Origin of the sequence: Burkholderia cepacia (assembly GCF_001718835.1) — a bacterium.
Taxonomy (GTDB): domain Bacteria; phylum Pseudomonadota; class Gammaproteobacteria; order Burkholderiales; family Burkholderiaceae; genus Burkholderia; species Burkholderia cepacia_F.
In genome coordinates, this window is the sequence record NZ_CP013443.1 from 3,144,370 (window position 1) to 3,170,450 (window position 26,081).

Genomic DNA, 26,081 nt, shown 5'->3' on the forward strand with positions numbered 1-26,081 from the left:
CCGCGAAGCCGCACGCTTGACGCGCCGCTGCATGACGAAGCGCAGCGGGGTCCCGCCGGTGGACGCACGAAACGCCCGCATAAAAAAACGGCCGCCACAACGGGCGGCCGGACGCGCATCACGCGATGCATCATGTGCGCTTCACGCGCACATCACGCGCGCTCGCGCACTTCGTGTGCCTCGAGCGTCGCGCCTGCATCCGCGGCGCCAGCCACGCTGGTCCCGTCGTTCTCGTCGCCGAGTTGCCCCTCCCACTTCGCGACCACGGCCGCCGCGATCGAGTTGCCGACGGCGTTGGTGGCCGAGCGCCCCATGTCGAGGAACATGTCGACGCCCATGATCAGCAGCAACCCGGCTTCGGGCATGTTGAACTGGTTGAGCGTCGCCGCGATCACGACCAGCGACGCGCGCGGCACGCCCGCCATCCCCTTCGACGTGACCATCAGCATCAGCAGCATCGTGATCTGCGTGCCCAGCGGCAGATGGATGCCGTACACCTGCGCGATGAACAGCACCGCGAACGTGCAGTACATCATCGAGCCGTCGAGGTTGAACGAATAGCCGATCGGCAGCACGAAGCTCGAGATCTTGCGGTTCACGCCGAAGCGGTCGAGCGCATCCAGCAGCTTCGGATAGGCGGCCTCGGAACTCGCCGTCGCGAACGACAGCAGGAAAGGCTCGCGGATCAGCCGGATCAGCGTGAACGCGCGCTTGCCGAGGAACGTCACGCCGGCGAGCGTCAGCACGCCCCACAGCAGCGCCAGTGCCAGGTAGAAGCTCGCCATGAACTTCGCGAACGTGAGCAGGATGCCGAGCCCCTGGGTGGTGATCGTCGACGCCAGCGCCGCGAATACCGCGACCGGCGCGAACCACATCACCGCGCCCGTGACCTTCAGCATCACCTGCGCGAGATCGTCGATCACGCCGGTCAGGCGCTTGCCCGATTCGCCGAGCGCCGACAGCGCGGTGCCGAAGAAGATCGAGAAGACGACGATCTGCAGGATTTCGTTGTTCGCCATCGCCTCGGCGATCGACTTCGGCACCAGGTGGACGACGAAATCCTTCAGCGTGAAGGCGCCCGTCTTCAGGCCGAGGGCCGCATCGGATGCCGGCAGCGGCAGGCTCAGGTGGCTGCCCGGTTGCAGGATCGTTGCGGTCAGCAGGCCGAGCAGCAACGACGTAAACGAAGCGATGAAGAACCAGCCGAACGCCTTGACGCCGACGCGGCCTACCGCGCTGCCGTCGCCCATCTGCGCGATGCCGACGGTCAGCGTCGCAAATACCAGCGGCGCGATGATCATCTTGATCAGGCGCAGGAACACGTCGGACAGCAGCGACACGTACCCGGCGATCTCCTTGGTGACATTCGGGTCGGGAAACGCGCTGTGGCAGCCGTAACCGACCGCGATCCCGAGGACCATCGCAATCACGATATATGAAGTAATGTTGCGTTTCTTTTGCATAACGAATCCCGATGCCCGGGCAAGCTTTGAGGATGTCTGAAAGGCAGGCGCGCGACGGCGTCCTGGGCGGGTCCGGGCGCCCCGCGGCGCGCATCATAACAGACCCCATCGGGCCCCATTTGGACGCAGGTCATGCCGATCGAACTTGCGCGCAGGGTAGTCAGCCAATTTCGGCGCACCAACCGTCATGCATATTTCGAATAGGGGCGGCCGAAAACGCGCATCACGGGTACGGAAGGTGCGCCGCATGCGCTGCGCCGGTGCACCGCGGCGCATGCAGCCCCATCCGCGTGCACCGCGCCGGCACGCGCGTTGCTTCGGCGCATCTTCGGATCGAACCGTCCTTGGCAGCACGCGGTTGAGGACTACACTAATCCTTAATGGGGTGCGGCCGGAGCCCGCGCCTTCAGGGAGACGCCGCCATGAATCGGCCGCTGAATCGTATCCTGCCGCGCGTGACCGGTCCCGCATCGGTCTGGACGTGGGTCAAGTGGTCCCTGCTCGCCGCGATGCTGGTCGCGGTCGCGATCATCGCCCGGCTGGTCATGGTCGAAATCGAGACCTCCCGGCTGCAGGCGCACTACCTGTCCGATCTCACCCGCGACGTCGGCTATACGGTCGAGGCGGGCGCGAGCGACCACGTGCGGTTTCCCGCCAGCGGCCCGTACGACCAGCGCCTCGGCTACGCGATGATTCCGGCGTTCCAGGAGCGGCTGCTCGCGCGCGGCTTCGTCGTCGGCAAGCAGGCGCGCGATTCGCAGCGGATGCTGTCGATCGGCGATCGCGGGCTGTTCCTCCCGTTCGAAGAGAAGGACCAGGCGGGCCTGATGCTGTTCGACTCGACCGGTGCGCCGCTGTTCGCGACCGTGTTCCCGCAGCGCGTGTATGCCGACTTCGACAGCGTGCCGCGCGTGGTCGCCGATTCGCTGCTGTTCATCGAGGATCGCTACCTGCTCGACGCAAACGAGCCGAACCGCAACCCGGCGATCGACTGGGGGCGCTTCAGCCGCGCGCTCGCCGACCAGGCGCTGCACGTCGTCAACCGCCATCAGGCACGCCCGGGCGGCAGCACGCTCGCGACGCAGATCGAGAAGTTCCGCCATTCGCCGGAAGGCCGCACCGCGACGCCGCCCGAGAAGCTGCGGCAGATCGCGTCCGCGTCGGTGCGCGCGTACCTGAACGGCCCGCAGACGATGCTCGCGCGCCGCACCATCGTCGTGCGCTACCTGAATTCCGTCCCGCTCGCCGCGCGGCCGCACATCGGCGAGATCACCGGCATCGGCGACGGCCTCGCCGCGTGGTACGGCCGCGACTTCAACGACGTGAACCGCATCCTGTCCGCGCCGACGACGGGCGACAACGTCGACGAACAGGGCAAGGCGTTCCGCGAGGTGCTGTCGCTGATCATCGCGCAGCGCGCGCCGTCGTACTTCCTCAATCGCGGCTATCCGGCACTGGAGCGGCTGACCGACAGCTACCTGAGGCTGCTGTCGAACGGCGGCGTGATCTCGCCTGCGCTGCGCGACGCCGCGCTTGCCGCGCAGATCGAACGCAGCAGCGCGCCGCCGGCGGCCGCGCACGTGCAGTCGTTCGTGTCGCGCAAGGCCGTGACGTCCGCGCGCGCGTCGCTGCTGTCGGCGCTCGGCATCAGCGACCTGTACCAGCTCGACCAGTTCGACCTGCAGGCAACCAGCACGCTCGACAACGGCGTGCAGCAGGCCGTCGCCGAACGGCTCGCCCAGGCGTCGACGCGCGACGGTGCGCAGAAAGCCGGCCTGTACGGTTTCGAGATGCTCGCGCCGAAGGACGACCCGTCGCACCTCACGTACAGCTTCACGCTGTACGAACGCCGCAACGGCGCGAACCTGCTGCGCGTGCAGACCGACAGCGTGAACGAGCCGTTCGACGTCAACCGCGGCGGCCGCATCAACCTCGGCTCGACCGCGAAGCTGCGCACGCTGATCACCTACCTGCAGATCGTGTCCGACCTGCATGCGCGCTACGCGAACCTGTCGAACGCGGAGCTGGCCCGCGTGAAGCCCGACCCGATCGACGGGCTGTCGCACTGGGCGCTCGACTACCTGTCGCATACGCGCGACCGCTCGCTGCAGGCAATGCTCGACGCGGCCGTCGAACGCAAGTATTCGGCGAGCCCCGACGTGTTCTACACGGGCGGCGGCGCACAGGTGTTCTCGAACTTCGAGAAGTCGGACAACGGCCGCATCCTGACGCTGCACGCGGCGTTCGAGCACTCGGTCAACCTCGTGTTCGTGCGGCTGATGCGCGACATCGTCCACTACGAGACGCTGCAGGCGGCCGGCCCGTCGTCGTCGTGGCTCGGCGATCCCGAGCAGCGCCGGCATTACCTGCAGCAGTTCGTCGACGGTGAAAGCCAGGTCTACGTGAAGCGCTACTACACGCGCTATGCGGGCAAGGCACCCGACGACGCGCTCGCGCTGATGCTGAAGGACGTGCGCAAGTCGCCGCCGAAGATCGCGACGGTGCTGCGCAGCGTCGCGCCGAACGAATCGCTCGCGTGGTTCGACGCGCAGATGCGCGCGCAACTGAAGGGCACGCCGGCCGCGACGCTGTCCGACGACGACCTCGCCGGGCTCTACGCGAAGTATGCGATCGACCGCTTCAACCTCAACGATCGCGGTTATATCGCGAGCGTGCATCCGCTCGCGCTGTGGACGCTCAACTACCTGCGCGCCCACCCGGCGGCGGCGCTTGCCGACGTCCAGCGCGACAGCCGCGATGCACGTTTCTACACGTATTCGTGGCTGTACAAGACGCGCTACCACGCGACCCAGGACCGCCGCATCCGTCGCATGGTCGAGCTGCGCGCGTACGCGGAGATCACGAAGTCGTGGCGGGCACTCGGCTACCCGTTCGCGGAAGTCACGCCGTCGTACGCGGCCGCGATCGGCGCATCGGGCGACCAGCCCGACGCGCTCGCGAAGCTGATCGGCCTGATCGCGAACGGCGGCCAGAAGGCGCCGACCGAGACGATCACGCGGCTCGATTTCGCGACGGGCACGCCGTACGAAACGCGCTTCGTGCGCGCGGCCGCGCAGCCGCGGCCGATGCTGTCGCCGGAGATCGTCAACGTCGCGCACACGCTGCTGCGCGACGTCGTGCTCAACGGCACCGCGCGCCGCCTCGCGGGCGGCTTCACGCTGCCCGACGGCAAGACGCTCGACGTGTACGGCAAGACCGGGACGGGCGACCAGCGCTTCAACGTCTATGCACGCGGCGCGCGGCTGATCGAGTCGCGCAAGGTGAACCGCAGCGGCACGTTCGTGTTCGTGCTCGGCGACCGGTTCTTCGGGGTCCTGACGGCGACCGCGCACGAACCGTACGCGGCACGCTACGACTTCACGAGCGCGATGGCCGTGCAGTTGCTGAAGTCGATGGCGCCGGCGCTCGCGCCGCTGATCGAACGCCCGGCCGCCGTCGGCCCGCAGGCCGAGGTGGCCGCGCCGGCTGCGGGCAGCGCGACGCCGTCATGATCCGGGAGTGCGCCGCTGCCGCGCGCCGTCAGTGCGAGCGGCCGTCGTAGTGCGTGACCGGCAGCGCGTCGAGATCGACACCTTCGAGGCAGCGCACGTTGATCGCGGCCATCGCGGTGCCGTTCGGGTGGACGCCCTCGCCGAACGTGTGAATCCCGCAGCGCTTGCAGAAGCGGTGCTTGATCACGTGCTTGTTGAACATGTAGCTGGCCAGATTCTCTTCCGGCGTCAGCAGGTACAGGCTCGCGCGCGGCACGAACCACATCAGCGCGCCCTTGCGCTGGCAGATCGAGCAGTTGCATGCCATCACGCCCTGCAGGTCGCCTTCCGCCTCGAACTTCACGTCTCCGCAATGACAGCTTCCGCGATAAAGCATGGTCGTCTCCTGTGGCCCGCTCGCTGCGATGCCGCATCGGCGGGCGTTGGTCAAACTGCATCGATGCACTTACAGTAGCCTTCCGCCGGCGCACCCGCAACGGCCGACGCCCATCCAGCACTCACTATCACCAAGGAGAACCGTCATGCTCGAAATGCGCCCCGGCTGCGAATGCTGCGACAAGGACCTGCCGCCCGTTCAGTCCGCGCGTTCGGGCTGCCCGATCAGCTCGACTCGATCCGCGCGCGCGTCACCGCGAGCAGCGCCGCCATCGCGCGGCGCGCACCGTCCTCGTCGCGCACGCGGATCGCGTCGCACACGGCCAGATGCTCGGCGAGCGACGCGTTGTACACGTCCGCACGGCGCGCGTTCAGGCGCAGTTGCGCCTCGAGCGTGCGATCGATCAGCGTGCCGAGCGGCACCAGCAGCTCGTTGCCGCCGGCCTCGAGCACGCTCAGGTGAAAGCGCAGGTCGGCGCGTACCCATTCGTCGACATTGCGCGCGGCGGCCATCGCGCGCGCCGCGCCGTCGATCGCGTCGAACGTTTCCGGCGTATGCATGCGCGCGGCGAGCGCGGCCGCGTACGGCTCGACCATCTCGCGCATCTCCTGCAGCTTCAGCGCGAAAAAACGAGCGGCGGCGCAACGCGCGCGTACCAGTCGAGCAGGTCGGCGTCGAGCAGGTTCCATACGCCGCGCGGCCGCACGCGCGTGCCGATCTTCGGCCGCGACTCGACGAGCCCCTTCGACGTGAGCGTGCGCAGCGCCTCGCGCATCACCGTGCGACTCACGCCGTACATCTCCATCAGGTCGGGCTCCCTCGGCAGCAGCGACCCGGGCGGGTAGTCGCCGCGCAGGATCGCCGTGGCAAGCCGGTAGGCCGTCTGTCCATGCAGGTCGCGTCGAATGATCGTTCTCCGTTAGGCCGGTACCCGGGCGGCCGGCTGCCCACTATCTGCACAATAGTGCTATTAATACTATTTTTTATCGGTCTGCGCTAGGATAACCGCGAAAGCACGCGACCGCGCACGGTGCCCGACTGTCCGCGCCGGTCAACCCTGGAGACCCGCATCGTGAAAATCACCCGCCTCGAAACCTTCGTCGTCCCGCCGCGCTGGCTGTTCCTCAAGATCGAAACCGACGAGGGCATCGTCGGCTGGGGCGAACCCGTCGTCGAGGGCCGCGCGCACACGGTCGAGGCCGCCGTGCAGGAACTCGCCGACTACCTCGTCGGCCGCGACCCGCTGCTGATCGAGGATCACTGGCAGGTGATGTACCGCGCGGGCTTCTATCGCGGCGGCCCGATCATGATGAGCGCGATCGCGGGCGTCGACCAGGCGCTGTGGGACATCAAGGGCAAGCATCACGGCGTGCCGGTGCATGCGCTGCTCGGCGGCCAGGTGCGCGATCGCATCAAGGTGTATTCGTGGATCGGCGGCGACCGGCCGAGCGACGTCGCGAACAATGCGCGCGCGGTGGTCGAGCGCGGCTTCAAGGCCGTGAAGATGAACGGCTCCGAGGAGCTGCAGATCGTCGACACCTACGACAAGGTCGAGCAGGTGATCGCGAACGTCGCGGCCGTGCGCGACGCGGTCGGCCCGCACGTCGGGATCGGCGTCGACTTCCACGGCCGCGTGCACAAGCCGATGGCGAAGGTGCTCGCGAAGGAGCTCGACCCGTACAAGCTGATGTTCATCGAGGAGCCGGTGCTGTCGGAGAACGCCGAGGCGCTGCGCGACATCGTCAACCAGACCAACACGCCGATCGCGCTGGGCGAGCGCCTCTACTCGCGCTGGGACTTCAAGCACATCCTCGCGGGCGGCTACGTCGACATCATCCAGCCCGACGCGTCGCACGCGGGCGGCATCACCGAGTGCCGCAAGATCGCGACGCTCGCGGAGAGCTACGACGTCGCGCTCGCACTGCACTGCCCGCTCGGGCCGATCGCGCTCGCGGCGTGCCTGCAGCTCGACGCGGTCAGCTACAACGCGTTCATCCAGGAGCAGAGCCTCGGCATCCACTACAACCAGGGCAACGACCTGCTCGACTACCTGCGCAACCCCGAGGTGTTCCGTTACGAGGACGGTTTCGTCGCGATCCCGCAGGGCCCGGGGCTCGGCATCGACGTGAACGAGGAGAAGGTGCGCGAGATGGCGAAGACCGGCCATCGCTGGCGCAACCCGGTATGGCGCCACGCGGACGGCAGCGTCGCCGAGTGGTGACGGGGCGGCGCGCCGCGCCCGTTCCCGCCGGCAGCCGGCGCGCGCCGGCCCGGCGGACCGCCGCTTCGACGCGGCGGCGGCGCCGGCGCTAGCCGAGCGCGGCGAAGCCCGGCACGCTCGCGGCCAGCACGGCCGCCGCGACGAACACGCCGATCATCGTCAGCGCCTCGAGATGCAGGATGTTGCGGAACGTGTGCGCATCCTCGGTCGACGCGGTGCGGCGCAGGCGCGGCAGCGCCGAGAGGCGGTTCAGGCCGCCGAGCACGAGCGCGAGCGCGACGAGCAGCAGCTTCAGCAGCAACACGCGCCCCCACGTGCTGCCGTCGAGCGGCGCAAGCGACCCGCCGAGCCCGCGGATCGCATTGAGCGCGCCGGTGCCGAGCACGAACACGACCGCGACGATCGACGTGCGCGACAGGTGCTGGCCGATGCGGATCAGCGCGCCGCGCGCGACCGACGAACCGAGCGCCGGCAGCACCGCGAGCCCGCCCGCGAGCACGAGGCCGCCCCACACGGCCGTCGCGAGCAGGTGCAGCGTCTGCACGCCGACCGCCGCGGACAGCGCGCCCGTGTCGGCCGCATGGCCGAGCGAGGCCTTGCCGGCCGCGACCACGATCACCGCGAGCCACAGCACCGCGTGCGCGGCCGGGCCTTCCGGCTTCGCCAGCGCGACGATCGCGAGCACTACCGCGCCGGCGAACGCGACGCTCCATGCGAAGCCCGTATGGGTCTGCGTCAGCATCACGGGAATCGCGGCGAACGCGCCGCCGAGCCCCGCGCCGCTCATCGTCGCGGCCTCGTAGACGAGCCAGCCGAGATCCGCGAGCACCAGCGCGAGCGCCGCCGCAACCAGCGAATGTTGCGCGCGCAGCCACGCGGGATGGGACGGCGCGACGACCGGACGCGCACCGTCCTTGCCGAGCCATGCCTTGAGCAGCGCCGAGCCGACCGCCATCGCGAACGCGGCGTCCATCAGCGCCGCGAGCGCGACCTGACCGATCCACAAGCTGTCGATCCTCATCGCGCACACCCTCCACGGCGACCGGCGTCCAACGGCAGGCCTGCGGCGCGCCAACAGGACGAGTAATGAAAATCAGGCAGCGGCACGGTAGAAAACGTCATCGATGAATCCGGAAACGTGAGAAATGACTGGACCTGCGGCGGAGGCGGCGCCGCGCGACCCGCGAGTGTACGGTCTTCGATGGTGAAAACGCACGCCGGTTCACGACGGCCATTTACGATACGCGTCAAATTGTCGCAAGTCGCAAACGGACAGGAACCGATGTCCTTTTGCCAAATAGCCGTCATTACCCATCGATGATAGAATGCCGCGTCGCAGCAGCCCGGCTGCCTTGCCGTCATGCGCCGAGCCGATCGTAGCCCGGACAGGTCCCCGTCGAATAAACATGGAGTCTCGTGTGTCTTCAAGACGCCTCTTCCGTCCGCTGCTCGCCGTTCTGATGTTCGGCGGCGCGGGCCTTATGAGCGCTGCCCAAGCGCAGACCAAGCCCACGGAGCAAGCGCACGCCCAGCAGGCGCCGCTCAAGGCACCCGATACCATGGCCGAGCGCGTGCGCGGCTGTACGGCCTGCCATGGCGTCCATGGCCAGGGCACGGACAACGACTACTTCCCGCGTCTTGCCGGCAAGCCGGCCGAGTACCTGTACAACCAGCTCGTCAACTTCCGTGACGGCCGGCGCAAGTACCCGCCGATGAACTACCTGCTGACCTACCTGAACGACGATTACCTGCGCGAGATGGCCGAGCACTTCTCGGCCGAACGCCCGCCGTATCCGGCGCCGGCGAAGCCGACGCTGCCGGCCGCGACGCTCGCGCGCGGCAAGCAGCTCGTCACGCAAGGCGACCCGTCCCGCAAGCTGCCGGCCTGCGTGGCCTGCCACGGCGCGACGCTCACCGGCATGCAGCCGGCGATCCCGGGCCTGGTCGGCCTGCACGCCGACTACCTGAGCGCGCAGATCGGTGCATGGCGCTCGGGCAACCGCCACGCGAAGGCACCCGATTGCATGCATGAAGTCGCTTCGAAGCTTTCCGACGAAGACGTGACGGCCGTGACCGCATGGCTCGCCGCGCAACCGGCGCCCGCCAACCCCGTGCCGGCTCCGGCGCGTTCGATGAAGACTCCGCTCGCCTGCGGCAGCGAACCGCAATAAGGCAAGGGAGACAGACACAATGAAACGCAAGTCCCTGTTTGCACTCTCGGCTGTCGCGATCGTCGCGGCCGCCGCCCTCGTGCCGGTCCTGTGGCCGGGCAACGACACGCTGCACGGCGCTGCCGCCGTCGCGGCCACGCCGGCCGACCAGGCCGCGCTGATCAAGAAAGGCGAGTACCTCGCGCGCGTCGGCGACTGTATCGCGTGCCACACCGTGCGCGGCGGCAAGTCGTTCGCGGGCGGCCTGCCGATGGCAACGCCGTTCGGCACGATGTACACGCCGAACATCACGCCGGACGACAAGGACGGCATCGGCAAGTGGACGTCCGACGACTTCTACCGCGCGATGCACACCGGTCGTTCGAAGGACGGCAGCCTGCTCTACCCGGGCTTCCCGTTCGCGAGCTACACGAAGGTCACGCGCGCGGATTCCGACGCGATCTACGCGTACCTGCGCTCGGTCGCGCCGGTGTCGGTGCCGAGCCGTCCGCATGAACTGAAGTTCCCGTTCAACAACCGCAACCTGCTGATCGGCTGGCGCACGCTGTTCTTCAAGGAAGGCGAGTACAAGCCGGATCCGACCAAGTCGGTCGAATGGAACCGCGGTGCGTACCTCGTCGAAGGTCTCGGCCATTGCTCGATGTGCCACACGTCGATCAACATGATGGGCGGCCCGGTGAGCTCGGCAGCCTTCGCTGGCGGCCTGATCCCGCTGCAGAACTGGTATGCGCCGTCGCTGACGAACGACAAGGAACTCGGCCTCGGCGACTGGCACGTGCAGGAGCTGTCCGACCTGCTGCAAGCCGGCGTGTCGAACAAGGGCGCGGTGTTCGGCCCGATGGCCGACGTCGTGCACAACAGCCTGCAGTACATGAGCGACGAAGATACGCGCGCGATGTCGACGTACCTGAAGTCGATCCCGCAGAAGGCTGAAGCGCCGAAGAACATGCAGTACGAGCCGTCGAAGCAGTTCGGCAACGCGCTGTTCGACCAGGGCAAGAAGATCTACGCGGACAACTGCGCGACCTGCCACGCCGAAACCGGCGCGGGCAAGCCGCCGGCCTATCCGCCGCTCGCGGGCAACCACTCGATCATGATGGAATCGGCGGTCAACCCGATCCGCATGGTGCTGAACGGTGGCTATCCGCCGAGCACGTTCAAGAATCCGCGTCCGTACGGGATGCCGCCGTTCGCACAGTCGCTGTCGAACCAGGAAGTTGCGGCGGTCGTCACGTATATCCGGATGTCGTGGGGCAACAACGGCACGCCGATCTCGCCGCAACAGGTGAGCGACCTGCGTTCCGCGCCGCTCGACTAAGAAGCGGCTGACACACACGGGGCGCGGCTGCGGGAAACCGCGGCCGCGCCCTTTTGCATTTTGCATTTTGCGATGTCACCTCCCGCGCGGGCCGCGCGAGACGTCGCCGATCATAAAACTGAAGAGTGGTATCTATGTCTTTCGAATCTCTCGGCCTGGCCGAACCGCTGGTCAAGGCGGTCAACGAGCTCGGCTACACGTCGCCGACCCCGATCCAGCAGCAGGCGATCCCTGCCGTCCTCGGCGGCGGCGACTTGCTCGCCGGCGCGCAGACGGGCACCGGCAAGACGGCAGGCTTCACGCTGCCGATCCTGCAACGCCTGCACACGTTCTACGCCGAGCATCGCGGCGCGAAGCGCGCGGTACGCGCGCTGATCCTCACGCCGACGCGCGAACTCGCCGCCCAGGTCGAGGAAAGCGTCCGTGCCTACAGCAAGTACCTGAAGCTGCGCTCGACCGTGATGTTCGGCGGCGTCAGCATCAATCCGCAGATCGACGCGCTCAAGCGCGGTGTCGACATCGTCGTCGCGACGCCGGGCCGCCTGCTCGATCACATGCAGCAGAAGACGATCGACCTGTCGGACCTCGACATCCTCGTGCTCGACGAAGCCGACCGGATGCTCGACATGGGCTTCATCCACGACATCAAGCGCGTGCTCGCGAAGCTGCCGCCGCAACGGCAGAACCTGCTGTTCTCGGCCACGTTCTCCGACGAGATCAAGGCGCTCGCCGACAACCTGCTCGACTCGCCCGCGCTGATCGAGGTCGCACGCCGCAACACGACCGCCGAGAGCGTCGCGCAGAAGATCCACCCGGTCGACCGCGACCGCAAGCGCGAGCTGCTCACGCACCTGATCCGCGAACACAACTGGTTCCAGGTGCTCGTGTTCACGCGCACGAAGCACGGCGCGAACCGGCTTGCCGAGCAGCTGACGAAGGACGGCATCAGCGCGATGGCGATCCACGGCAACAAGAGCCAGTCGGCCCGCACGCGCGCGCTGGCGGAGTTCAAGAACAGCACGCTGCAGGTGCTCGTCGCGACCGATATCGCCGCGCGCGGGATCGACATCGACCAGTTGCCGCACGTCGTCAACTTCGACCTGCCGAACGTGCCGGAAGACTACGTGCACCGGATCGGCCGCACGGGCCGCGCGGGCGCGACCGGCGAAGCCGTGTCGCTCGTGTGCGTCGACGAAAAGCAGCTGCTGCGCGACATCGAGCGGCTGATCAAGCGCGAGATTCCGCAGGAAGTGATCGCGGGCTTCGAACCCGATCCGAACGCGAAGCCGGAGCCGATCCAGCAGCGCCGCGGGCAACAGCAGCCGCGTGGCGGCGGCGGTGGCGGCAATCGCCAGCCGCGTGCGGGCGGCTCAGGCCAGCCGGCCGCGAAACGCGACGGCGCGCCGAAGTCGTCGCAGCCCAAGGCGGCACAGCAGAAAGCCGCGAAGCCGGGCAACGCGGGCGGCAACGGCCCGCGGCCGGCGAGCGGCGGCGGTAGCGGGCGGGCGGCCAACGGCAACGCCGCGCACCCGAACCGCAACCGTTCGTCGCGCAGCGGCCAGCGCGGTCACTGAAGCCGCGCGGCCGCGCGCCGCAGGTGCTCGACCTGGCGTTGCCAGCGTTCGAGCACCGCGGCGCGCTCCCCTTCCAGCGTGAACGTGACGCCTGTCGCGAGACGCGCATAGCCGACCCGCTGCGCATCGCCGTGCGCGATCGTCGCAGCGAATCCGGCCAGCCCGCCGAAGTCCCCTTCGAGCGGCTCCATCGTCAATTGCGCCTGAAAGAACGCACCGTCCGCGACGAGCGTCAGCGCGGCCGTGCGCCGTTGCGCGACCGCGCGCGCCGCGCGCGATTGCGGCCAGAGCGCAAGCAGCAGCGTGCGCGCATCGCGTGCATAGATCTCGCCGACGCCGAGCAGCGTCGTGCGCAGCTGGCCGTCGTCGGTCGCGACGATCAGCGACGCGGCGAAGTCGGCATGACGCTCGAGCGCCGTGCCGTCGAACAGCGAGACGACGGCCGGCGGCCACGCATCGAACGTCCATTGTTCGAGCGCGTGGCGATGGGTATCGGTCATGATGGAGCGGCCTCGTCGAACGTGAAGGATGCCGCAGCATACCCGCGGCAGGCCGCCCGGCAGGCGGCGATCAGCGCAGGAACACGTGCCGCGTGATCTTCGTGAGCGGATAGTGGACGCCCGGCTGGATCTTCGCGGGCAGGTCGAGCGGCTTGAGCAGCATCTTCACGCACATGTCGGCCGACAGGTTGCGCCGGACGAGCGTACTGATGCGCGCGGCGCGCTCGCGGTTGTACTGGCTGTCGCCGACACGATCCGGATAGCGGACCGCGAACACGTGGCGCAACGCGATCTCGGAATCCTCGTTCTTGATTTCCATCACGCGGCGCGCCAGCGCGCCGAGCACCGCGAGCCGGCCATTGCCCTCGAGCTGGTTGTATTTCTTGAAGAACTTGAAGAAGTGCTTGTAATGACGCACCTCGTCCGTGCGGATGTTGTCGGTGATTTCCTTCAGCACGGGCTCGTCCGAGCATTCGTTGATCGCGCGATAGAGCGTGGCCGTGCCCGTCTCGACGACGCAGCGCGCGACCATCTCGAGCGCGCGGGTCTTCTCGAATGCCTCGACCTTGCACGTCTTCGAATACTCGGCGAAGAAATTCGCGAACGCGGTATCCCAGTCGAACTCGGGCCACACGTGCGCGATGTACGCCTTCAGCGCGCGCCCGTGCTGCAATTCTTCGTGCTCCCATGCATTGTTGAGCCATGCGGAGACTTCCGGATCGTCGTTGAAGAACTGGCTCAGATTGCTCGTGTAGAGATCCGAGCCGCTTTCGATGAACGACGACGCGCACAGCAGCAGCAACAGATCCTCGTTCGCGGCGGCACGCTGACGATCGATCCGGTTCAGGTCGATGTCCTCGATGCGCCACGGCATCACATGCGTCGTTTTGGTGTCCATGGTGGTGCGCTCCCAGTCGCCCCATCCGGCAATCGCCCGCGCGCACGGCGCGGGCGACAGCCATCCCGGATGCGGCGTATTGCTTGAAGTTATTAGAAGAAATGGGTCCGGCCGACCATTCCTGCATCTTAGCCGGACTTTGACGTTCGTGCTCCAGAGCACTGACCATGCCGGCCACGCGCAGTTCCGCGCCGACCGTTGCGGTTCGTCAGAGGAGGTCTTCGAACGCGCGGCGCACAGACGAAACGGGCGGCCGTCCGGCCGCCCGTCGAGGATGCATGCAGGCGTGTGGAAGCGAACCGTCAGAAACCTGCCGCCAGGCCGTCGCGCCGGCTGTCGCTCGCGGCCACGTAGCCGCGCTCGCGATCGTCGCGGTCGAGACGCCAGATGAACTGCCCGGAACCGAAATCCATGTAAGGATCGTCGATCGACTTGATCGTATGGCCGCGCGCCGCGAGCGCGCCGACCGTCGCACGATCCATGCTCGACTCGACGTCGAGCGTGAAGTCGCGGTTGACCTTCCAGCGCGGCGCATCGCAGGCGGCCTGCGGTTGCTGCCCGTAGCCGAGCATCCGCACGACGGTCTGCAGGTGCCCCTGCGGCTGCATGTCGCCGCCCATCACGCCGAAGCTCATCACGGCTTGCGTGCGGCCGTCGGCCTCTTCGGTGACGAACGCCGGGATGATCGTGTGGAACGGCCGCTTGCCGCCCGCGACAACGTTCGGCGACGCCGGGTCCATCGAGAAGCCGTGCCCGCGATTCTGCAGCGCGATGCCGGTGCCGGGCACGACGAGCCCCGAACCGAAGCCCATGTAGTTCGACTGGATGAAGCTCACCATCATCCCGCGCTCGTCGGCCGCCGACAGGTAGATCGTGCCGCCCGAATGCGGCCGGCCGGCGCCGAAGTGCGTCGCGCGCGCGGGATCGATCAGCTTCGCGCGTTCGGCGAGATACGCGTCGTCGAGCATCTGTTCGGGCGTGACCTCCATCGCGCGCGGATCGGCGACGTAGCGATAGACATCCGCGAACGCGAGCTTCATCGCCTCGATCTGCAGATGCTGCGAGTCGACCGAATCGACCGGCCATGCCGTCACGCCCGCGTGCTCGGCGATCCCGAGCGCGATCAGCGCTGCGATGCCCTGCCCGTTCGGCGGAATCTCGTGGATCGTGTGACGGCCGAAGCGCTTGCCGATCGGCTCGACCCATTCCGGCCGGTACGCTCGCAGGTCGGCCGCGGTCAGCGCGCCACCGCCTTCGCGGGAGAACGCGGCGATGCGCTCGGCGAGCGCGCCCTCGTAGAATGCGCGGCCCCCCTCCTTCGCGAGCGTGCGCAGCGTCTGCGCATGACCGGGCAGGCACACGCGCTCGCCGACGAGCGGCGCGCGGCCGTGCGGCATGAAGGTTTCCGCGAAGCCCGGCAGCCCCTGCAGCTCGGGCACGGCGGCCGCCCACTTGTGCGCGACGATCGGCGGCACCGCATAACCGCGCTCCGCGATCTCGATCGCCGGCTCGAGCAGGTCCGCGAACGGCAGCGAACCGAACTTCGCATGCAGCGCTTCCCAGCCCGCGATCACGCCCGGTACGGTGACGGTGTCCCAGCCGCGCGTCGGCTTGTGCGCGATGCCGTTCGCCGCCTCGCCGTGGCGCTTACGGAAATAGTCGACGTTCCACGCGGCCGGCGCGACGCCCGACGCATTCAGCCCGGACAGCCGCTCGCCGTCCCATACGAGCGCGAACGCGTCGCCGCCGAGGCCGCACGACACGGGCTCGACGACCGTGATCGCCGCCGCGGCGGCCAGCGCCGCGTCGACCGCGTTGCCGCCCTTCCACAGCATCCGCAGCCCGGCCTGCGCGGCGAGCGGGTGCGACGTCGACACGACGTTGCGCGCGAACACCGGAATGCGGGTCGTCGGATACGGGTTGTGCCAGTTGAAGCCAGTCATCGGTTCCACCTCGTCGAAAGCTGAATGAACGCGCCGGGCGCGCACCGCGCGCGGGCAATCCGCCATTGCAGCGCGATCAGCGCAATCGCACAAATTCATTTGTCACATGAATCAATGCATTTTCCGAATGAATTACAGGCGACCGTGCCGGCCAGGCCGGCCTAACGGCGTTGCCGCCCTTACAATACCCGCTCCGTCTCACGACACGACCACCGAGCCATGACCCGAGATCCCCGCCTCACCCTCAACGCGCGCCAGCAGGAACTGCTCGAATGGGTGCAGCGCGACGGCTTCGTGACCGTCGACGATCTCGCCGCGCACTTCGCGGTGACGCCGCAGACGATCCGCCGCGACGTGAACTGGCTCGCCGACCTGAACCTGCTGCGCCGCTATCACGGCGGCGCGAGCCTGCCGACCAGCTCGGAGAACGTGTCGTACACGGCGCGCCAGCGGATGTTCCACGACGAGAAACGGCGCATCGCGGCGCTCGCGGCGTCGCACATTCCCGACCAGGCCTCGCTGTTCATCAACCTCGGCACGACCACCGAGGAAGTCGCGCGCGCGCTGAACCGCCACCACGGGCTGCATGTGATCACGAACAACCTGAACGTCGCGTCGATGATGAGCGGCTACCCGGACTGCGAGGTGCTGATCACGGGCGGCATCGTGCGGCCGTGGGACAAGGGGATCGTCGGCGAACTCGCGATCGACTTCATCCGCCAGTTCAAGGTCGACTACGCGATCATCGGCACGTCGGCGATCGAGGCCGACGGCACGCTGCGCGACTTCGACACGCGCGAGGTGCGCGTGGCCGAGGCGATCATGCAGCATGCGCGCACGGTCTACCTCGTCGCCGACCATTCGAAGGTCGGCCGCCCGGCGCTGGTGCGCCAGGGCCACCTGAGCCAGGTGCACGCCCTCTTCACCGACAAGCCGCTGCCGCCGGAGATGGCCGACGCGGTGGCGACCGCAGGCACGCAGGTGTACGTCGCGGAGTGACGGCTGCGATGCTGCACCGCACCTGAAACTTCAAGTGAAATCAAGAAGTTGGCGGCACAGCAAGACCGCTTGCCGCGCATCCGCCTGTCAAACGGAAAATTAACGGGGCACGATTTGTGGTTGCCCGCACGCTCGACTAGACTCCAGTTCCCCGGCCCGTTCGACCGTTCCGCCTGTGCCAGGGCGCGGACGAATGACATGGCCGGCGAATGCAGCTTTTCCCCCCAAGCCATACCCCGCCGGGTATCGCGCACCGGCCGCCGAGCCGTGTGCGCGGGCAGTCCGGATGCCATGGAGAGAACGATGCTGAGTCCGCATGAATTCGCCACGCTATTGCTTGTGAAGGACGCTCCCGATCAAACCTCGATGGATCGGGACGAAATCGACGCACTGCTCGAACAACAGCTCGTCCGCCTGGAAGGGCTCGGATCGGGGCGCAAATACTGCGTGACCGAAACCGGCGACGCCGCGCTGCGATCCATCAAATACCGCTTTTCCTGACCTGACCGCGGCCGGCTTCCGGCCGCCCCCTCTCCTCCCCTCTCGCCCAAGCCGGGCGGCGACGCTTCAACCGCCGCGCAGCGTCGGGTCGACCGCCGCCCGCCAGCTGATGGCCTGCGCACGCGCACCGTTGAAATACGCGATCCACCCGGCGCGCGCCGTCGCGTCGGGCGCCGCGTAGTGCGTCGAAAGTTCGTTTACGAACGCACAATAGTTCGCTTCGGTCAGCCCGCGATACCGTTTCGCCACGTACGCGTCGTACAGCGTCGAATAGACCGGCTGCGCGTCCGCGCCCCAATCGCGCGCCGCGCCGCCGCACGCCGCCTGCAACGCCACGAACGACGGCGCCCGCCAGCTGCCTTCGAGCGGCGGCGTGCCCGCGCACCCGGCCAGAAGGACGGCGCACACGCCGGCCCACATCCCAATACGCATGACTCACCTCGCGAAACGGTCGATTCCGCCAGTATCGTCCGGGATCGCGTGGCGCGCTACTGGCCCCGCTTTATCGAACTTTACTTTTTCGATTTCGTTCGTTAAATTTCGAATTCGAACATTTTCTGTTCAACCATTTCCCTCAGACGATAAGGACAGCAGGTGACCCAACCGAATCGCTACGATGTGCTCGTCGTCGGCGGCGGCATCAACGGCGCGGGCATCGCGCGCGATGCGGCCGGCCGCGGCCTGTCGGTCCTGCTCTGCGAGCAGGACGATCTCGCGTCGCACACGTCGTCGTGCAGCACGAAGCTGATTCACGGCGGCCTGCGCTACCTCGAGTACAACGAGTTCGGGCTCGTGCGCAAGGCGCTGCAGGAGCGCGAGACGCTGCTGCGCGCGGCGCCGCACATCATGGGGCCGCTGCGTTTCGTGATGCCGCACATGCCGAACCTGCGTCCGGCCTGGCTGATCCGTATCGGCCTGTTCCTCTACGATCACCTTGCGAAACGCGAACTGCTGCCCGGCTCGCGCGGCATCGACATGCGCCGCCATGCGGCCGGCGCGCCGCTGATCGATTCGATCAAGCGCGGCTTCGTCTACTCCGACGGCTGGGTCGACGACGCGCGCCTCGTCGTGCTGAACGCGATGGACGCCAAGGAGCGCGGCGCCGAGATCCTGACGCGCACGAAGCTGGTATCCGCCGAACGCCGCGGCGACGAATGGGAAGCGCGGCTGCAGCACGCCGACGGTTCGATCCGCGTCGTGCATGCGCGCGCGATCGCGAATGCGGCCGGCCCGTGGGTCGGCGAACTGCTGCACGGCGCGCTCGGCCGCGGCGCGCACCACAGCGTGCGGCTCGTGAAAGGCAGCCACATCGTCACGCGCCGCCTGTTCGATCACGATCACGCGTACATCTTCCAGAACCCGGACAAGCGGATCATCTTCGCGATTCCGTACGAACACGATTTCACGCTGATCGGCACGACCGACGTCGAATACACGAACGATCCGGCGAAGGTCGCGATCGATCGCGACGAGACGCAGTACCTGTGCGATTCGATCAACCGCTACTTCAAGCGCAAGATCTCGCCGGCCGACGTGCACTGGACCTACTCGGGCGTGCGCCCGCTGCTGGAAGACGAGAACGCCGCGAACGCATCGGCCGTCACGCGCGACTACCGCCTCGAAATGGACGAAGGCGCGGGTGCGCCGCTGCTGTCGGTGTTCGGCGGCAAGATCACGACGTTCCGCAAGCTCGCGGAAGAAGCCGGCGACATGCTGAGCCGCGCGCTCGGCCGCGACGCGAAGACCTGGACGGCCGGCGTCGCGCTGCCGGGCGGCGACATCGCGAACGCGAAGTTCGACGTGTTCGCCGTCGCGTTCGCGAAACGCCACCCGTGGCTGCCCGCCGCGCTCGCCCGCCGCTATGCACGTGCGTACGGCACGCGCGCGGAGCGCGTGATCGACGGCGCGAAGTCGCTCGCCGATCTCGGCGCCGAAATCGCCCCGGGCATCCACGACGCCGAACTGCGCTACCTGCGCGACGCCGAATGGGCGACCTGCGCGCAGGACGTGCTGTGGCGCCGCTCGAAGCTCGGCCTGCACGTCGCGCCGGGCACGCTCGACGCGGTGACGGCCGCGGTCGACGCGTGGTTCGCCGCCGCGCACGCGCCGCAGGCCTGACCCGAATGCAGTAGCAGTTGCCGTACCGACGTTGACTCACCGACGCGCCGCCCCACATGCGGCGCGCATCACAACTAAGCCAAATATCCACGGATGGAGATGAGAGACATGCAGGATCAGTACATCCTCGCGCTTGACCAGGGCACCACGAGTTCCCGCGCGATGCTGTTCGATCGCCAGGGCAATATCGTATCGATCGCCCAGAAGGAATTCGAGCAGATCTACCCGCAACCCGGCTGGGTCGAGCACGACCCGCAGGAAATCTGGTCGACGCAAGCCGGCGTCGCCGCCGAAGCCGTCACGCGCACGGGCCTGAACGGCACGTCGATCGCCGCGATCGGCATCACCAACCAGCGCGAAACCACGATCGTCTGGGATCGCGAGACCGGCCAGCCCGTCTACAACGCGATCGTCTGGCAGGATCGCCGCACGGCCGACTTCTGCGATTCGCTGAAAGCGCAGGGCCTCGAGGCGAAGGTGCGCGCGAAGACCGGCCTGCCGATCGATTCGTACTTCTCCGGAACCAAGATCCGCTGGATCCTCGACAACGTGCCGGGCGCACGCGAGAAGGCCAGGCAGGGCAAGCTCGCGTTCGGCACCGTCGACAGCTGGCTCGTGTGGAACTTCACGAAGCACGAACTGCACGTGACCGACGTGACGAACGCGTCGCGCACGATGCTGTTCAACATCCACACGCGCGAGTGGGACAGCGAACTGCTCGAACTGCTCGACATCCCGCGCAGCATGCTGCCGGAAGTGAAGGCATCGTCGGAAATCTACGGCCACACGAAGACCACCGTGTTCGCGTCGAAGATCCCGCTCGCGGGCATCGCCGGCGACCAGCAGGCGGCGCTGTTCGGCCAGATGTGCACGCAGTCCGGCATGGTGAAGAACACCTACGGCACCGGCTGCTTCCTGATGATGAACACCGGCGACAAGCCGATCGAATCGAAGAACAACCTCGTCACGACGATCGCCTGGCAGATCGGCGACAACGTGCAGTACGCGCTGGAAGGCAGCATCTTCATCGCGGGCGCGGTGGTGCAGTGGCTGCGCGACGGCGTCGGCATCATCAAGTCGGCCGCTGAAATCGAAGCGCTCGCCGCGAGCGTGCCGCACACCGACGGCGTCTACCTGGTGCCCGCGTTCGCCGGCCTCGGCGCGCCGCACTGGAACGCGCGGGCGCGTGGCTCGGTGTTCGGCGTCACGCGCGGCACGACCTCCGCGCACCTCGCACGGGCGGCGCTCGATGCGATCGCGTACCAGTCGCTCGACGTGCTGGCCGCGATGGAAGCCGATTCGGGCATCAGCATCGGCGAGCTGCGCGTCGACGGCGGCGCGAGCGCGAACGACCTGCTGATGCAGTTCCAGGCCGACCTGCTCGGCGTCGACGCGGTGCGTCCGCAGATCACCGAGACGACCGCGCTCGGCGCGGCCTACCTCGCGGGCCTCGCGATCGGCTACTGGAAGAACCTCGACGAAGTGCGCAGCCAGTGGCAGCTCGATCGCCGCTTCTCGCCGTCGATGCCGAAGGAGCAGGTCGAACGCTGCATGGCCGGCTGGCAGCGCGCGGTACGCGCCGCGAAGGCGTGGGCCGACGATACCCAGTAATCGCCGGCCTTCCATACGAAATACAACAACACCGGCGGACCGCGCTCGCGCGCGAGTCCGCCGTGACATACGAGAGACAACCCATGTCACCTTATATTGCAGAATTCATCGGCACCGCGATCCTCGTGTTGCTCGGCAACGGCGCGGTCGCAAACGTGCTGCTTGCGAAGACCAAGGGCAAAGGCGCGGACCTGATCGTGATCGTGATGGGCTGGGCGATGGCCGTATTCGTCGCCGTCTACGTGACCGCGTCGTTCAGCGGCGCGCACCTGAACCCGATCGTCACCATCAGTCTCGCGCTCGCGGGCAAGTTCGCGTGGTCGAAAGTCGGCGGCTACATCCTCGCGCAGATGCTCGGCGGGATGGCGGGCGCCCTGCTCGTGTGGCTCGCGTATCGCCAGCACTTCGCGAAGGAAGCCGATGCGGACCTGAAGCTCGCGGTGTTCTGCACGGCGCCCGCGATCCGCAGCGTCACGCACAACGTGCTGACCGAAGCGATCTGCACGTTCGTGCTGATCCTCGGCGTGCTGTATCTCGCGTCGCCGCAGGTCGGCCTCGGCGCGCTCGACGCGCTGCCCGTCGGCCTGCTCGTGCTCGGCATCGGCATTTCGCTCGGCGGCCCGACCGGCTATGCGATGAGCCCCGCGCGCGACCTGTCGCCGCGTATCATGCACGCGCTGCTGCCGATCCCCGGCAAGCGCGACAGCGACTGGCGCTACGCGTGGATTCCGGTGATCGGCCCGCTGATCGGCGGCTCGCTCGCAGCCGGGCTGTACCTGACGCTGCACGCGCCGCACTGACCGGCGGCCCGCATCGCCGAAGCAACGCAGCCCGCGCGCCGCAAGGCCGCGGGCTGTTTCACTGTGGCGCCTGCCGCGGCCGGACAACGGCGTCGGCACGGGCCGCCGATCGGCCGGCGCCGGTGCGCTGTCGCCCGGCAAAGCACGTATCATGGCGGCTGACAGGCGTCGCCGACGCCCCTGCTTCTTCACCACCATGCTCGATCACCTCATCTGCGACTGCGACGGCGTGCTCGTCGACAGCGAAGTCATCGCCGACCGCGTGCTGCTCGATACGCTGTCCTCCACGTTCCCGAACATCGATTTCGAAGCCGCCGCGAAGTCGGCGTTCGGCCAGCAGACGTCGCGCTTCCTGGCCGGGATCGAATCCCGCTTCGGAATCGAGATGCCCGCCAACTTCATCGAAACGATCGAGCACAACATCGAGCGCGCGCTCGCGCAATCGCTCGCGCCGATCACCGGCGTGCGCGACGCGCTGCTGCAGGTGAGCCTGCCGGCGGCCGTCGTGTCGAACAGCCGGCTCGCGCGCGTGCGCAGCTCGCTGAAGCGCGCATCGCTCACCGAGATCTTCGGCGATCGCGTATTCAGCTCCGAGCAGGTGGCGCGGCCGAAGCCCTACCCCGACGTCTACCTGCATGCGGCACACACGCTCGGCGTCGCGCCGGCGCGCTGCATCGTCGTCGAAGACAGCGTGTCCGGGCTGAATGCCGCGCGTGCGGCGGGCATGAAGACGATCGCGTTCGTCGGCGCGAGCCACATCCCCGACAACTACGCGGACGCGCTGCGCGCGATGGGCATCACGCGGATCATGCGCAGGATGGACGAGTTGCCGGCGTTCGTCGAAGCCGGCATGCGCGGCGAATTCGGGGACGTACAGTCGTAATGCCCGGCGGCGGCCGTCGGACGGCACGCCGCCGGAAACCCGACGCGCCGCTCGGCGCAGCCGGATCGCGTTCGCGCTACGCGTCGCTCATGCAGCGCTCGCGCGCGGCGGCCAGCGCCTCGCGGAACTCGACGAGTTCCGCGATCGTCAGCATCGGCAGCCCGTGCCGTTGCGCGAAACGCTCGACATCGTCGCCGCGCGTCATCGTGCCGTCGGGATTCATCAGCTCGCACAGCACGCCGGCCGGCTTCAGGCCCGCGAGGATCGACAGGTCGACCGTGCCTTCGGTGTGACCGCGGCGTGCCAGCACGCCGCCCGGCTGCGCGCGCAACGGAAACACGTGGCCGGGGCGCACGATGTCGTGCGGCTTCGCCCCTTCGGCGATCGCCGCGCGGATCGTCGTCACGCGATCGGCCGCCGATACGCCCGTATGCACGCCTTCGCGTGCCTCGATCGAGACGGTGAACGCGGTGCCGTTGCGGCTCTCGTTGGTCTGCACCATCGGCGGCAGCTCGAGCGCGCGCACCGTGTCGTCGGTCAGGCACAGGCACACGATGCCGCTGCACTCGCGGATCAGCAGCGCCATCGTCTCGGGCGTGATGCGCTCGGCGGCAACGATCAGGTCGGCTTCGTTCTCGCGGTCGTGGTCGTCCTGCAGCACGACCGCACGGCCTGCGCGCATCGCATCGAGCGCGGCGGCGATGCGCGGCGGCACCGGTTCGGAATCCAGCAACGGGAGATCGGCAAAGGCGTCGGCAGGTGCCGACGAAACGGACATCAAGGACATGTGAAACGCTCCTCGCAAATACGGTTTGGGCGAAAAACGTTTCAGGGCATTGCAAACAGACAGAACGACAACCCGCTTCGCACCTGTAGCGAAGCGGCCCTGGCGGACATGACTATCTGCACATCTTCTCTCATCCGGACTGTGACCGTCGGCTCTGGCATTCGACCAGATCTGCTGACCCCGCGCGGATGCGCGGGCGCTCGCGGGCTCGCCGGCTTGCGCCAGCCTACCGCCGGTGGGGAATTTCGCCCCGCCCTGAAGACGCACTGATTGCCGGACGGGACAACCCCGTCAGCGGCGGGCCAAGCATACAACAGCTGCGCGCGCGGCGCAGCGCACTCCATCCAAAACCTTACTGACGACTCCGTCTAATGTGCGCCGGCCGCCCGCGCCGCATCGGGCACGAGCCAGCGCGGCGGCACCTCGGGGCTCACCGTCACGCGAAACGCGCGCGCCTCGCTGTCGCCCGGGTTGCGCAGGCTGTACGGCTGGTCGGCGTCGAACACGATCGCATCGCCGGTCGCGAGCAACTGGCGGCGGTCGTGCACGCTGACTTCCAGCGTGCCCTCGCTGACGACGAGGTTGACCGTCGTGCCGGGCGCACGGCGTGCGCCGGGCTCCGTGTGCAGCGGCGCGATCCGCAGCTCGTGGAATTCCGCCGCGGCCGGCTCGCCTTCCGGATAAAGCGCGCGCGCCGAGAAGCGGCCGTTCGAGCTGACGACGCGCGACGCGCGCTCGGCCGCCAGGTGCTCGAAGCCGTTCACCGCATGGCGGCGCAGGAAGGCGGCGACCGATACCTTCAGCGCCGCGGCGATCTTGCAGAGCACCTTGATCGACGGCACGCTGCGCGCCGACTCGATCTGCGCGAGCATCGCGCGCGACACGCCGGACAGCCGCGCGAGCGCATCGAGCGACAACTGCCGCTCGGCACGCAACCGCGCGAGGTTCACGCCGACGACCTGCTCGAGAACGTCGAGCGACGCGGACGCCCGCGCATCGGCGGCGTCGCCGGACTCGAAGGAAGACACGTCGCGCACGAGCGCCAGGGATGAAGACATAGCATTGCCTCCGGGCCGCTGTGCGGCCCTGCGTATGGGGTAAGCGGGTGGGAATCGGGTTGCGCATCGATCGAAGCGCGTATCGAAACGCTATCACCCGGCCTTGCACCGGCAAACGAAGTTATCTTCACACCGTTATCAGCATCGCGGAGGAATGCGTATCGGCGTGGCCCGTTTCCACGCTATCGCGCCGCCGCGCGCGTCGAGCCGCATCGCGAACCACGTGACGACGAGCGCCGCGAACGTCACCGCGACGGCGACCCACGGCAGCGCATCGAGCGCGAGGCCGTGTTCCAGCGCAAGGCCGCCGAGCCACGCGCCGCCTGCATTGCCGACGTTGAACGCGCCGATGTTGAGCGTCGACGCGAGATGCGGCGCGCTCGCGGCCTTCTCGACCATGCGCGCCTGCAGCGGCGGCACCGTCGCGAACGCGGCGATCCCCCACACGAACACGGTGACGGCGGCCGCGACCGGCAGGTGGCTCGTCTTCGCGAAGACGGCCATCACGGCCATCAGCGCGACGAGGATCGCGATCAGCGACGGCATCAGCGCGCGGTCGGCGAACTTGCCGCCGAGCGTGTTGCCGATCGTCAGCCCCGCGCCGAACAACACGAGGATCAGCGCGACCGAGCGCGGCGAGAAACCCGACACGGTCTCGAGAATCGGCGCGATGTACGTGAACACGACGAACACGCCGCCGAAGCCGAGCACGGTCATCAACAGCGCGAGCCACACCTGCGGCTCCTTCAGCACGCGCACTTCGTGGCCGAGGCCGGCCGGCCCGCTGTCGTGACGGTTCGGCACAAGCGCGGCGACGCCGCCGAGCGCCAGCACGCCGAGCACGGCGACGATCCAGAACGACGCACGCCAGCCGAGCAGTTGCCCGACGAACGTGCCGAACGGCACGCCGAGCACGTTCGACAGCGTGAGCCCCGTAAACATCAGCGCGATCGCGCTCGCGCGCCTGTCGGCCGGCACGAGCGACGCGGCGACCACCGCGCCGATCCCGAAGAACGACCCGTGCGCGAACGACGTGACGACGCGCGCAACCATCAGCATCGCGTAACCGGACGCGGTCGCGCACAGCACGTTGCCGACGATGAAGATCGCCATCAGCAACTGCAGCGCGGCCTTGCGCGGCATGCGGCTCGTCAGCACCGCGAGCAGCGGCGCGCCGGCCGCGACACCGAGCGCATAGCCGGTGACCAGCAGGCCGGCCGACGGCAGCGACACGGCCAGGTCGCGCGCCACTTCGGGCAGCAGGCCCATGATGATGAACTCGGTGGTACCGATGGCGAAGGCGCTGATCGCAAGCGCCAGCAACGGAATGGGCATGACGTTCTCCGGA

21 protein-coding genes, 1 pseudogene and 1 riboswitch are annotated in these 26,081 nt (G+C 68.0%); of the genes and pseudogenes, 11 read left to right on the forward strand and 11 right to left on the reverse strand.

What is annotated here, in order from left to right; all coding sequences use genetic code 11:
- Nucleotides 1–152 precede the first annotated feature (152 nt).
- Nucleotides 153–1,463: a dicarboxylate/amino acid:cation symporter gene (locus tag WT26_RS17730; RefSeq protein WP_069273407.1), complete on the reverse strand. Its 1,311-nt coding sequence runs from the start codon at nucleotides 1,461–1,463 to the stop codon at nucleotides 153–155.
- Between the two features lie 422 nt (nucleotides 1,464–1,885).
- Here WT26_RS17730 and WT26_RS17735 point away from each other — a divergent pair, with 422 nt between their 5' ends.
- Nucleotides 1,886–4,975, forward strand: coding sequence for a transglycosylase domain-containing protein (locus WT26_RS17735; RefSeq protein ID WP_069273408.1), 3,090 nt, complete (start codon nucleotides 1,886–1,888; stop codon nucleotides 4,973–4,975).
- Between the two features lie 28 nt (nucleotides 4,976–5,003).
- On the opposite strand, the gene WT26_RS17740 is transcribed toward WT26_RS17735, so the two are convergent.
- Nucleotides 5,004–5,351, reverse strand: coding sequence for a GFA family protein (locus tag WT26_RS17740; protein WP_069273409.1), 348 nt, complete (start codon nucleotides 5,349–5,351; stop codon nucleotides 5,004–5,006).
- A gap of 224 nt (nucleotides 5,352–5,575) precedes the next feature.
- Nucleotides 5,576–6,210, reverse strand: a pseudogene (locus tag WT26_RS17745) (FadR/GntR family transcriptional regulator).
- A gap of 213 nt (nucleotides 6,211–6,423) precedes the next feature.
- Between WT26_RS17745 and dgoD the strand changes: the two are divergent.
- Nucleotides 6,424–7,572 carry a galactonate dehydratase gene (gene dgoD / locus WT26_RS17750; protein WP_021160175.1) on the forward strand — a complete coding sequence of 383 codons (1,149 nt, stop codon included), beginning with the start codon at nucleotides 6,424–6,426 and terminating at the stop codon, nucleotides 7,570–7,572.
- A gap of 88 nt (nucleotides 7,573–7,660) precedes the next feature.
- On the opposite strand, the gene WT26_RS17755 is transcribed toward dgoD, so the two are convergent.
- Entirely contained in the window at nucleotides 7,661–8,593 is a 933-nt protein-coding gene (locus tag WT26_RS17755) for a CopD family protein (RefSeq protein WP_069273410.1), read from the reverse strand.
- Between the two features lie 385 nt (nucleotides 8,594–8,978).
- Between WT26_RS17755 and WT26_RS17760 the strand changes: the two genes are divergently transcribed.
- The 3 genes from WT26_RS17760 to WT26_RS17770 all read left to right on the forward strand — a co-directional run bounded on the left by WT26_RS17760 (nucleotide 8,979) and on the right by WT26_RS17770 (nucleotide 12,635).
- A complete protein-coding gene (locus tag WT26_RS17760) occupies nucleotides 8,979–9,743 on the forward strand; it encodes a c-type cytochrome (protein WP_042975501.1) in 765 nt (254 codons plus the stop codon).
- 19 nt (nucleotides 9,744–9,762) lie between these two features.
- Nucleotides 9,763–11,061: a c-type cytochrome gene (locus tag WT26_RS17765; RefSeq protein ID WP_059525896.1), complete on the forward strand. Its 1,299-nt coding sequence runs from the start codon at nucleotides 9,763–9,765 to the stop codon at nucleotides 11,059–11,061.
- Between the two features lie 134 nt (nucleotides 11,062–11,195).
- Nucleotides 11,196–12,635 (forward strand): DEAD/DEAH box helicase, encoded by a 1,440-nt coding sequence (locus WT26_RS17770; protein WP_069273411.1) that lies wholly within the window; start codon nucleotides 11,196–11,198, stop codon nucleotides 12,633–12,635.
- On the opposite strand, the gene WT26_RS17775 is transcribed toward WT26_RS17770, so the two are convergent.
- The 3 genes from WT26_RS17775 to WT26_RS17785 form a co-directional block, all read right to left on the reverse strand.
- Complete coding sequence (locus WT26_RS17775) at nucleotides 12,629–13,135, reverse strand: hypothetical protein (RefSeq protein WP_059525899.1); 507 nt, start codon at nucleotides 13,133–13,135, stop codon at nucleotides 12,629–12,631. The genes WT26_RS17770 and WT26_RS17775 overlap by 7 nt on opposite strands.
- A 70-nt stretch (nucleotides 13,136–13,205) precedes the next feature.
- Nucleotides 13,206–14,033: a ferritin-like domain-containing protein gene (locus WT26_RS17780; protein WP_011353107.1), complete on the reverse strand. Its 828-nt coding sequence runs from the start codon at nucleotides 14,031–14,033 to the stop codon at nucleotides 13,206–13,208.
- Nucleotides 14,034–14,335: 302 nt separating this feature from the next.
- Nucleotides 14,336–15,976, reverse strand: a complete 1,641-nt coding sequence (locus tag WT26_RS17785) for a gamma-glutamyltransferase family protein (protein WP_069273412.1) — start codon at nucleotides 15,974–15,976, stop codon at nucleotides 14,336–14,338.
- 219 nt (nucleotides 15,977–16,195) lie between these two features.
- Between WT26_RS17785 and WT26_RS17790 the strand changes: the two genes are divergently transcribed.
- The gene (locus WT26_RS17790; RefSeq protein WP_027789189.1) at nucleotides 16,196–16,975 is read left to right on the forward strand and encodes a DeoR/GlpR family DNA-binding transcription regulator; all 780 of its coding nucleotides are present in this window, start codon (nucleotides 16,196–16,198) and stop codon (nucleotides 16,973–16,975) included.
- A 303-nt stretch (nucleotides 16,976–17,278) separates the two neighbouring features.
- On the forward strand, nucleotides 17,279–17,476 hold the full coding sequence (locus WT26_RS17795; protein ID WP_069273799.1) for a hypothetical protein: 198 nt from the start codon (nucleotides 17,279–17,281) through the stop codon (nucleotides 17,474–17,476).
- Nucleotides 17,477–17,542: 66 nt separating this feature from the next.
- On the opposite strand, the gene WT26_RS17800 is transcribed toward WT26_RS17795, so the two are convergent.
- Nucleotides 17,543–17,908 (reverse strand): hypothetical protein, encoded by a 366-nt coding sequence (locus tag WT26_RS17800; RefSeq protein WP_069273413.1) that lies wholly within the window; start codon nucleotides 17,906–17,908, stop codon nucleotides 17,543–17,545.
- A 162-nt stretch (nucleotides 17,909–18,070) separates the two neighbouring features.
- On the opposite strand from WT26_RS17800, the gene glpD reads away from it, so the two are divergent.
- The 4 genes from glpD (at nucleotide 18,071) to WT26_RS17820 (ending at nucleotide 22,888) form a co-directional block, all read left to right on the forward strand.
- Nucleotides 18,071–19,594 (forward strand): glycerol-3-phosphate dehydrogenase, encoded by a 1,524-nt coding sequence (glpD, locus tag WT26_RS17805; RefSeq protein ID WP_069273414.1) that lies wholly within the window; start codon nucleotides 18,071–18,073, stop codon nucleotides 19,592–19,594.
- Between the two features lie 108 nt (nucleotides 19,595–19,702).
- Nucleotides 19,703–21,205, forward strand: a complete 1,503-nt coding sequence (glpK, locus tag WT26_RS17810; protein WP_059525905.1) for a glycerol kinase GlpK — start codon at nucleotides 19,703–19,705, stop codon at nucleotides 21,203–21,205.
- 83 nt (nucleotides 21,206–21,288) lie between these two features.
- Nucleotides 21,289–22,005, forward strand: a complete 717-nt coding sequence (locus tag WT26_RS17815) for an MIP/aquaporin family protein (protein ID WP_069273415.1) — start codon at nucleotides 21,289–21,291, stop codon at nucleotides 22,003–22,005.
- Between the two features lie 196 nt (nucleotides 22,006–22,201).
- Nucleotides 22,202–22,888, forward strand: a complete 687-nt coding sequence (locus WT26_RS17820) for an HAD family hydrolase (RefSeq protein WP_059525921.1) — start codon at nucleotides 22,202–22,204, stop codon at nucleotides 22,886–22,888.
- A 76-nt stretch (nucleotides 22,889–22,964) separates the two neighbouring features.
- Here the strand turns inward: WT26_RS17820 and ribB are convergent, their stop codons facing one another.
- The 3 genes from ribB to WT26_RS17835 form a co-directional block, all read right to left on the reverse strand.
- Nucleotides 22,965–23,675 carry a 3,4-dihydroxy-2-butanone-4-phosphate synthase gene (gene ribB / locus WT26_RS17825; RefSeq protein WP_069273416.1) on the reverse strand — a complete coding sequence of 237 codons (711 nt, stop codon included), beginning with the start codon at nucleotides 23,673–23,675 and terminating at the stop codon, nucleotides 22,965–22,967.
- Nucleotides 23,676–23,793: 118 nt separating this feature from the next.
- A riboswitch (FMN riboswitch) is annotated at nucleotides 23,794–23,942 on the reverse strand.
- Nucleotides 23,943–24,043: 101 nt separating this feature from the next.
- On the reverse strand, nucleotides 24,044–24,733 hold the full coding sequence (locus tag WT26_RS17830; RefSeq protein ID WP_069273417.1) for a helix-turn-helix domain-containing protein: 690 nt from the start codon (nucleotides 24,731–24,733) through the stop codon (nucleotides 24,044–24,046).
- Between the two features lie 138 nt (nucleotides 24,734–24,871).
- Nucleotides 24,872–26,068, reverse strand: coding sequence for an MFS transporter (locus WT26_RS17835; protein WP_069273800.1), 1,197 nt, complete (start codon nucleotides 26,066–26,068; stop codon nucleotides 24,872–24,874).
- Nucleotides 26,069–26,081: the final 13 nt, after the last annotated feature.

What these genes read in the sequence shown, in the direction of transcription:
- ribB (WP_069273416.1), bottom strand. Translation starts at nt 23,675, where the DNA reads ATGTCCTTGATGTCCGTTTCGTCGGCACCTGCCGACGCCTTTGCCGAT.
- glpK (WP_059525905.1), top strand. Translation starts at nt 19,703, where the DNA reads ATGCAGGATCAGTACATCCTCGCGCTTGACCAGGGCACCACGAGTTCC.
- WT26_RS17795 (WP_069273799.1), top strand. Translation starts at nt 17,279, where the DNA reads ATGCTGAGTCCGCATGAATTCGCCACGCTATTGCTTGTGAAGGACGCT.
- WT26_RS17770 (WP_069273411.1), top strand. Translation starts at nt 11,196, where the DNA reads ATGTCTTTCGAATCTCTCGGCCTGGCCGAACCGCTGGTCAAGGCGGTC.
- WT26_RS17760 (WP_042975501.1), top strand. Translation starts at nt 8,979, where the DNA reads ATGGAGTCTCGTGTGTCTTCAAGACGCCTCTTCCGTCCGCTGCTCGCC.
- WT26_RS17800 (WP_069273413.1), bottom strand. Translation starts at nt 17,908, where the DNA reads ATGCGTATTGGGATGTGGGCCGGCGTGTGCGCCGTCCTTCTGGCCGGG.
- WT26_RS17790 (WP_027789189.1), top strand. Translation starts at nt 16,196, where the DNA reads ATGACCCGAGATCCCCGCCTCACCCTCAACGCGCGCCAGCAGGAACTG.
- WT26_RS17785 (WP_069273412.1), bottom strand. Translation starts at nt 15,976, where the DNA reads ATGACTGGCTTCAACTGGCACAACCCGTATCCGACGACCCGCATTCCG.
- WT26_RS17780 (WP_011353107.1), bottom strand. Translation starts at nt 14,033, where the DNA reads ATGGACACCAAAACGACGCATGTGATGCCGTGGCGCATCGAGGACATC.
- WT26_RS17730 (WP_069273407.1), bottom strand. Translation starts at nt 1,463, where the DNA reads ATGCAAAAGAAACGCAACATTACTTCATATATCGTGATTGCGATGGTC.
- WT26_RS17735 (WP_069273408.1), top strand. Translation starts at nt 1,886, where the DNA reads ATGAATCGGCCGCTGAATCGTATCCTGCCGCGCGTGACCGGTCCCGCA.
- WT26_RS17835 (WP_069273800.1), bottom strand. Translation starts at nt 26,068, where the DNA reads ATGCCCATTCCGTTGCTGGCGCTTGCGATCAGCGCCTTCGCCATCGGT.
- WT26_RS17755 (WP_069273410.1), bottom strand. Translation starts at nt 8,593, where the DNA reads ATGAGGATCGACAGCTTGTGGATCGGTCAGGTCGCGCTCGCGGCGCTG.
- WT26_RS17820 (WP_059525921.1), top strand. Translation starts at nt 22,202, where the DNA reads ATGCTCGATCACCTCATCTGCGACTGCGACGGCGTGCTCGTCGACAGC.
- WT26_RS17815 (WP_069273415.1), top strand. Translation starts at nt 21,289, where the DNA reads ATGTCACCTTATATTGCAGAATTCATCGGCACCGCGATCCTCGTGTTG.
- WT26_RS17830 (WP_069273417.1), bottom strand. Translation starts at nt 24,733, where the DNA reads ATGTCTTCATCCCTGGCGCTCGTGCGCGACGTGTCTTCCTTCGAGTCC.
- WT26_RS17740 (WP_069273409.1), bottom strand. Translation starts at nt 5,351, where the DNA reads ATGCTTTATCGCGGAAGCTGTCATTGCGGAGACGTGAAGTTCGAGGCG.
- WT26_RS17765 (WP_059525896.1), top strand. Translation starts at nt 9,763, where the DNA reads ATGAAACGCAAGTCCCTGTTTGCACTCTCGGCTGTCGCGATCGTCGCG.
- WT26_RS17775 (WP_059525899.1), bottom strand. Translation starts at nt 13,135, where the DNA reads ATGACCGATACCCATCGCCACGCGCTCGAACAATGGACGTTCGATGCG.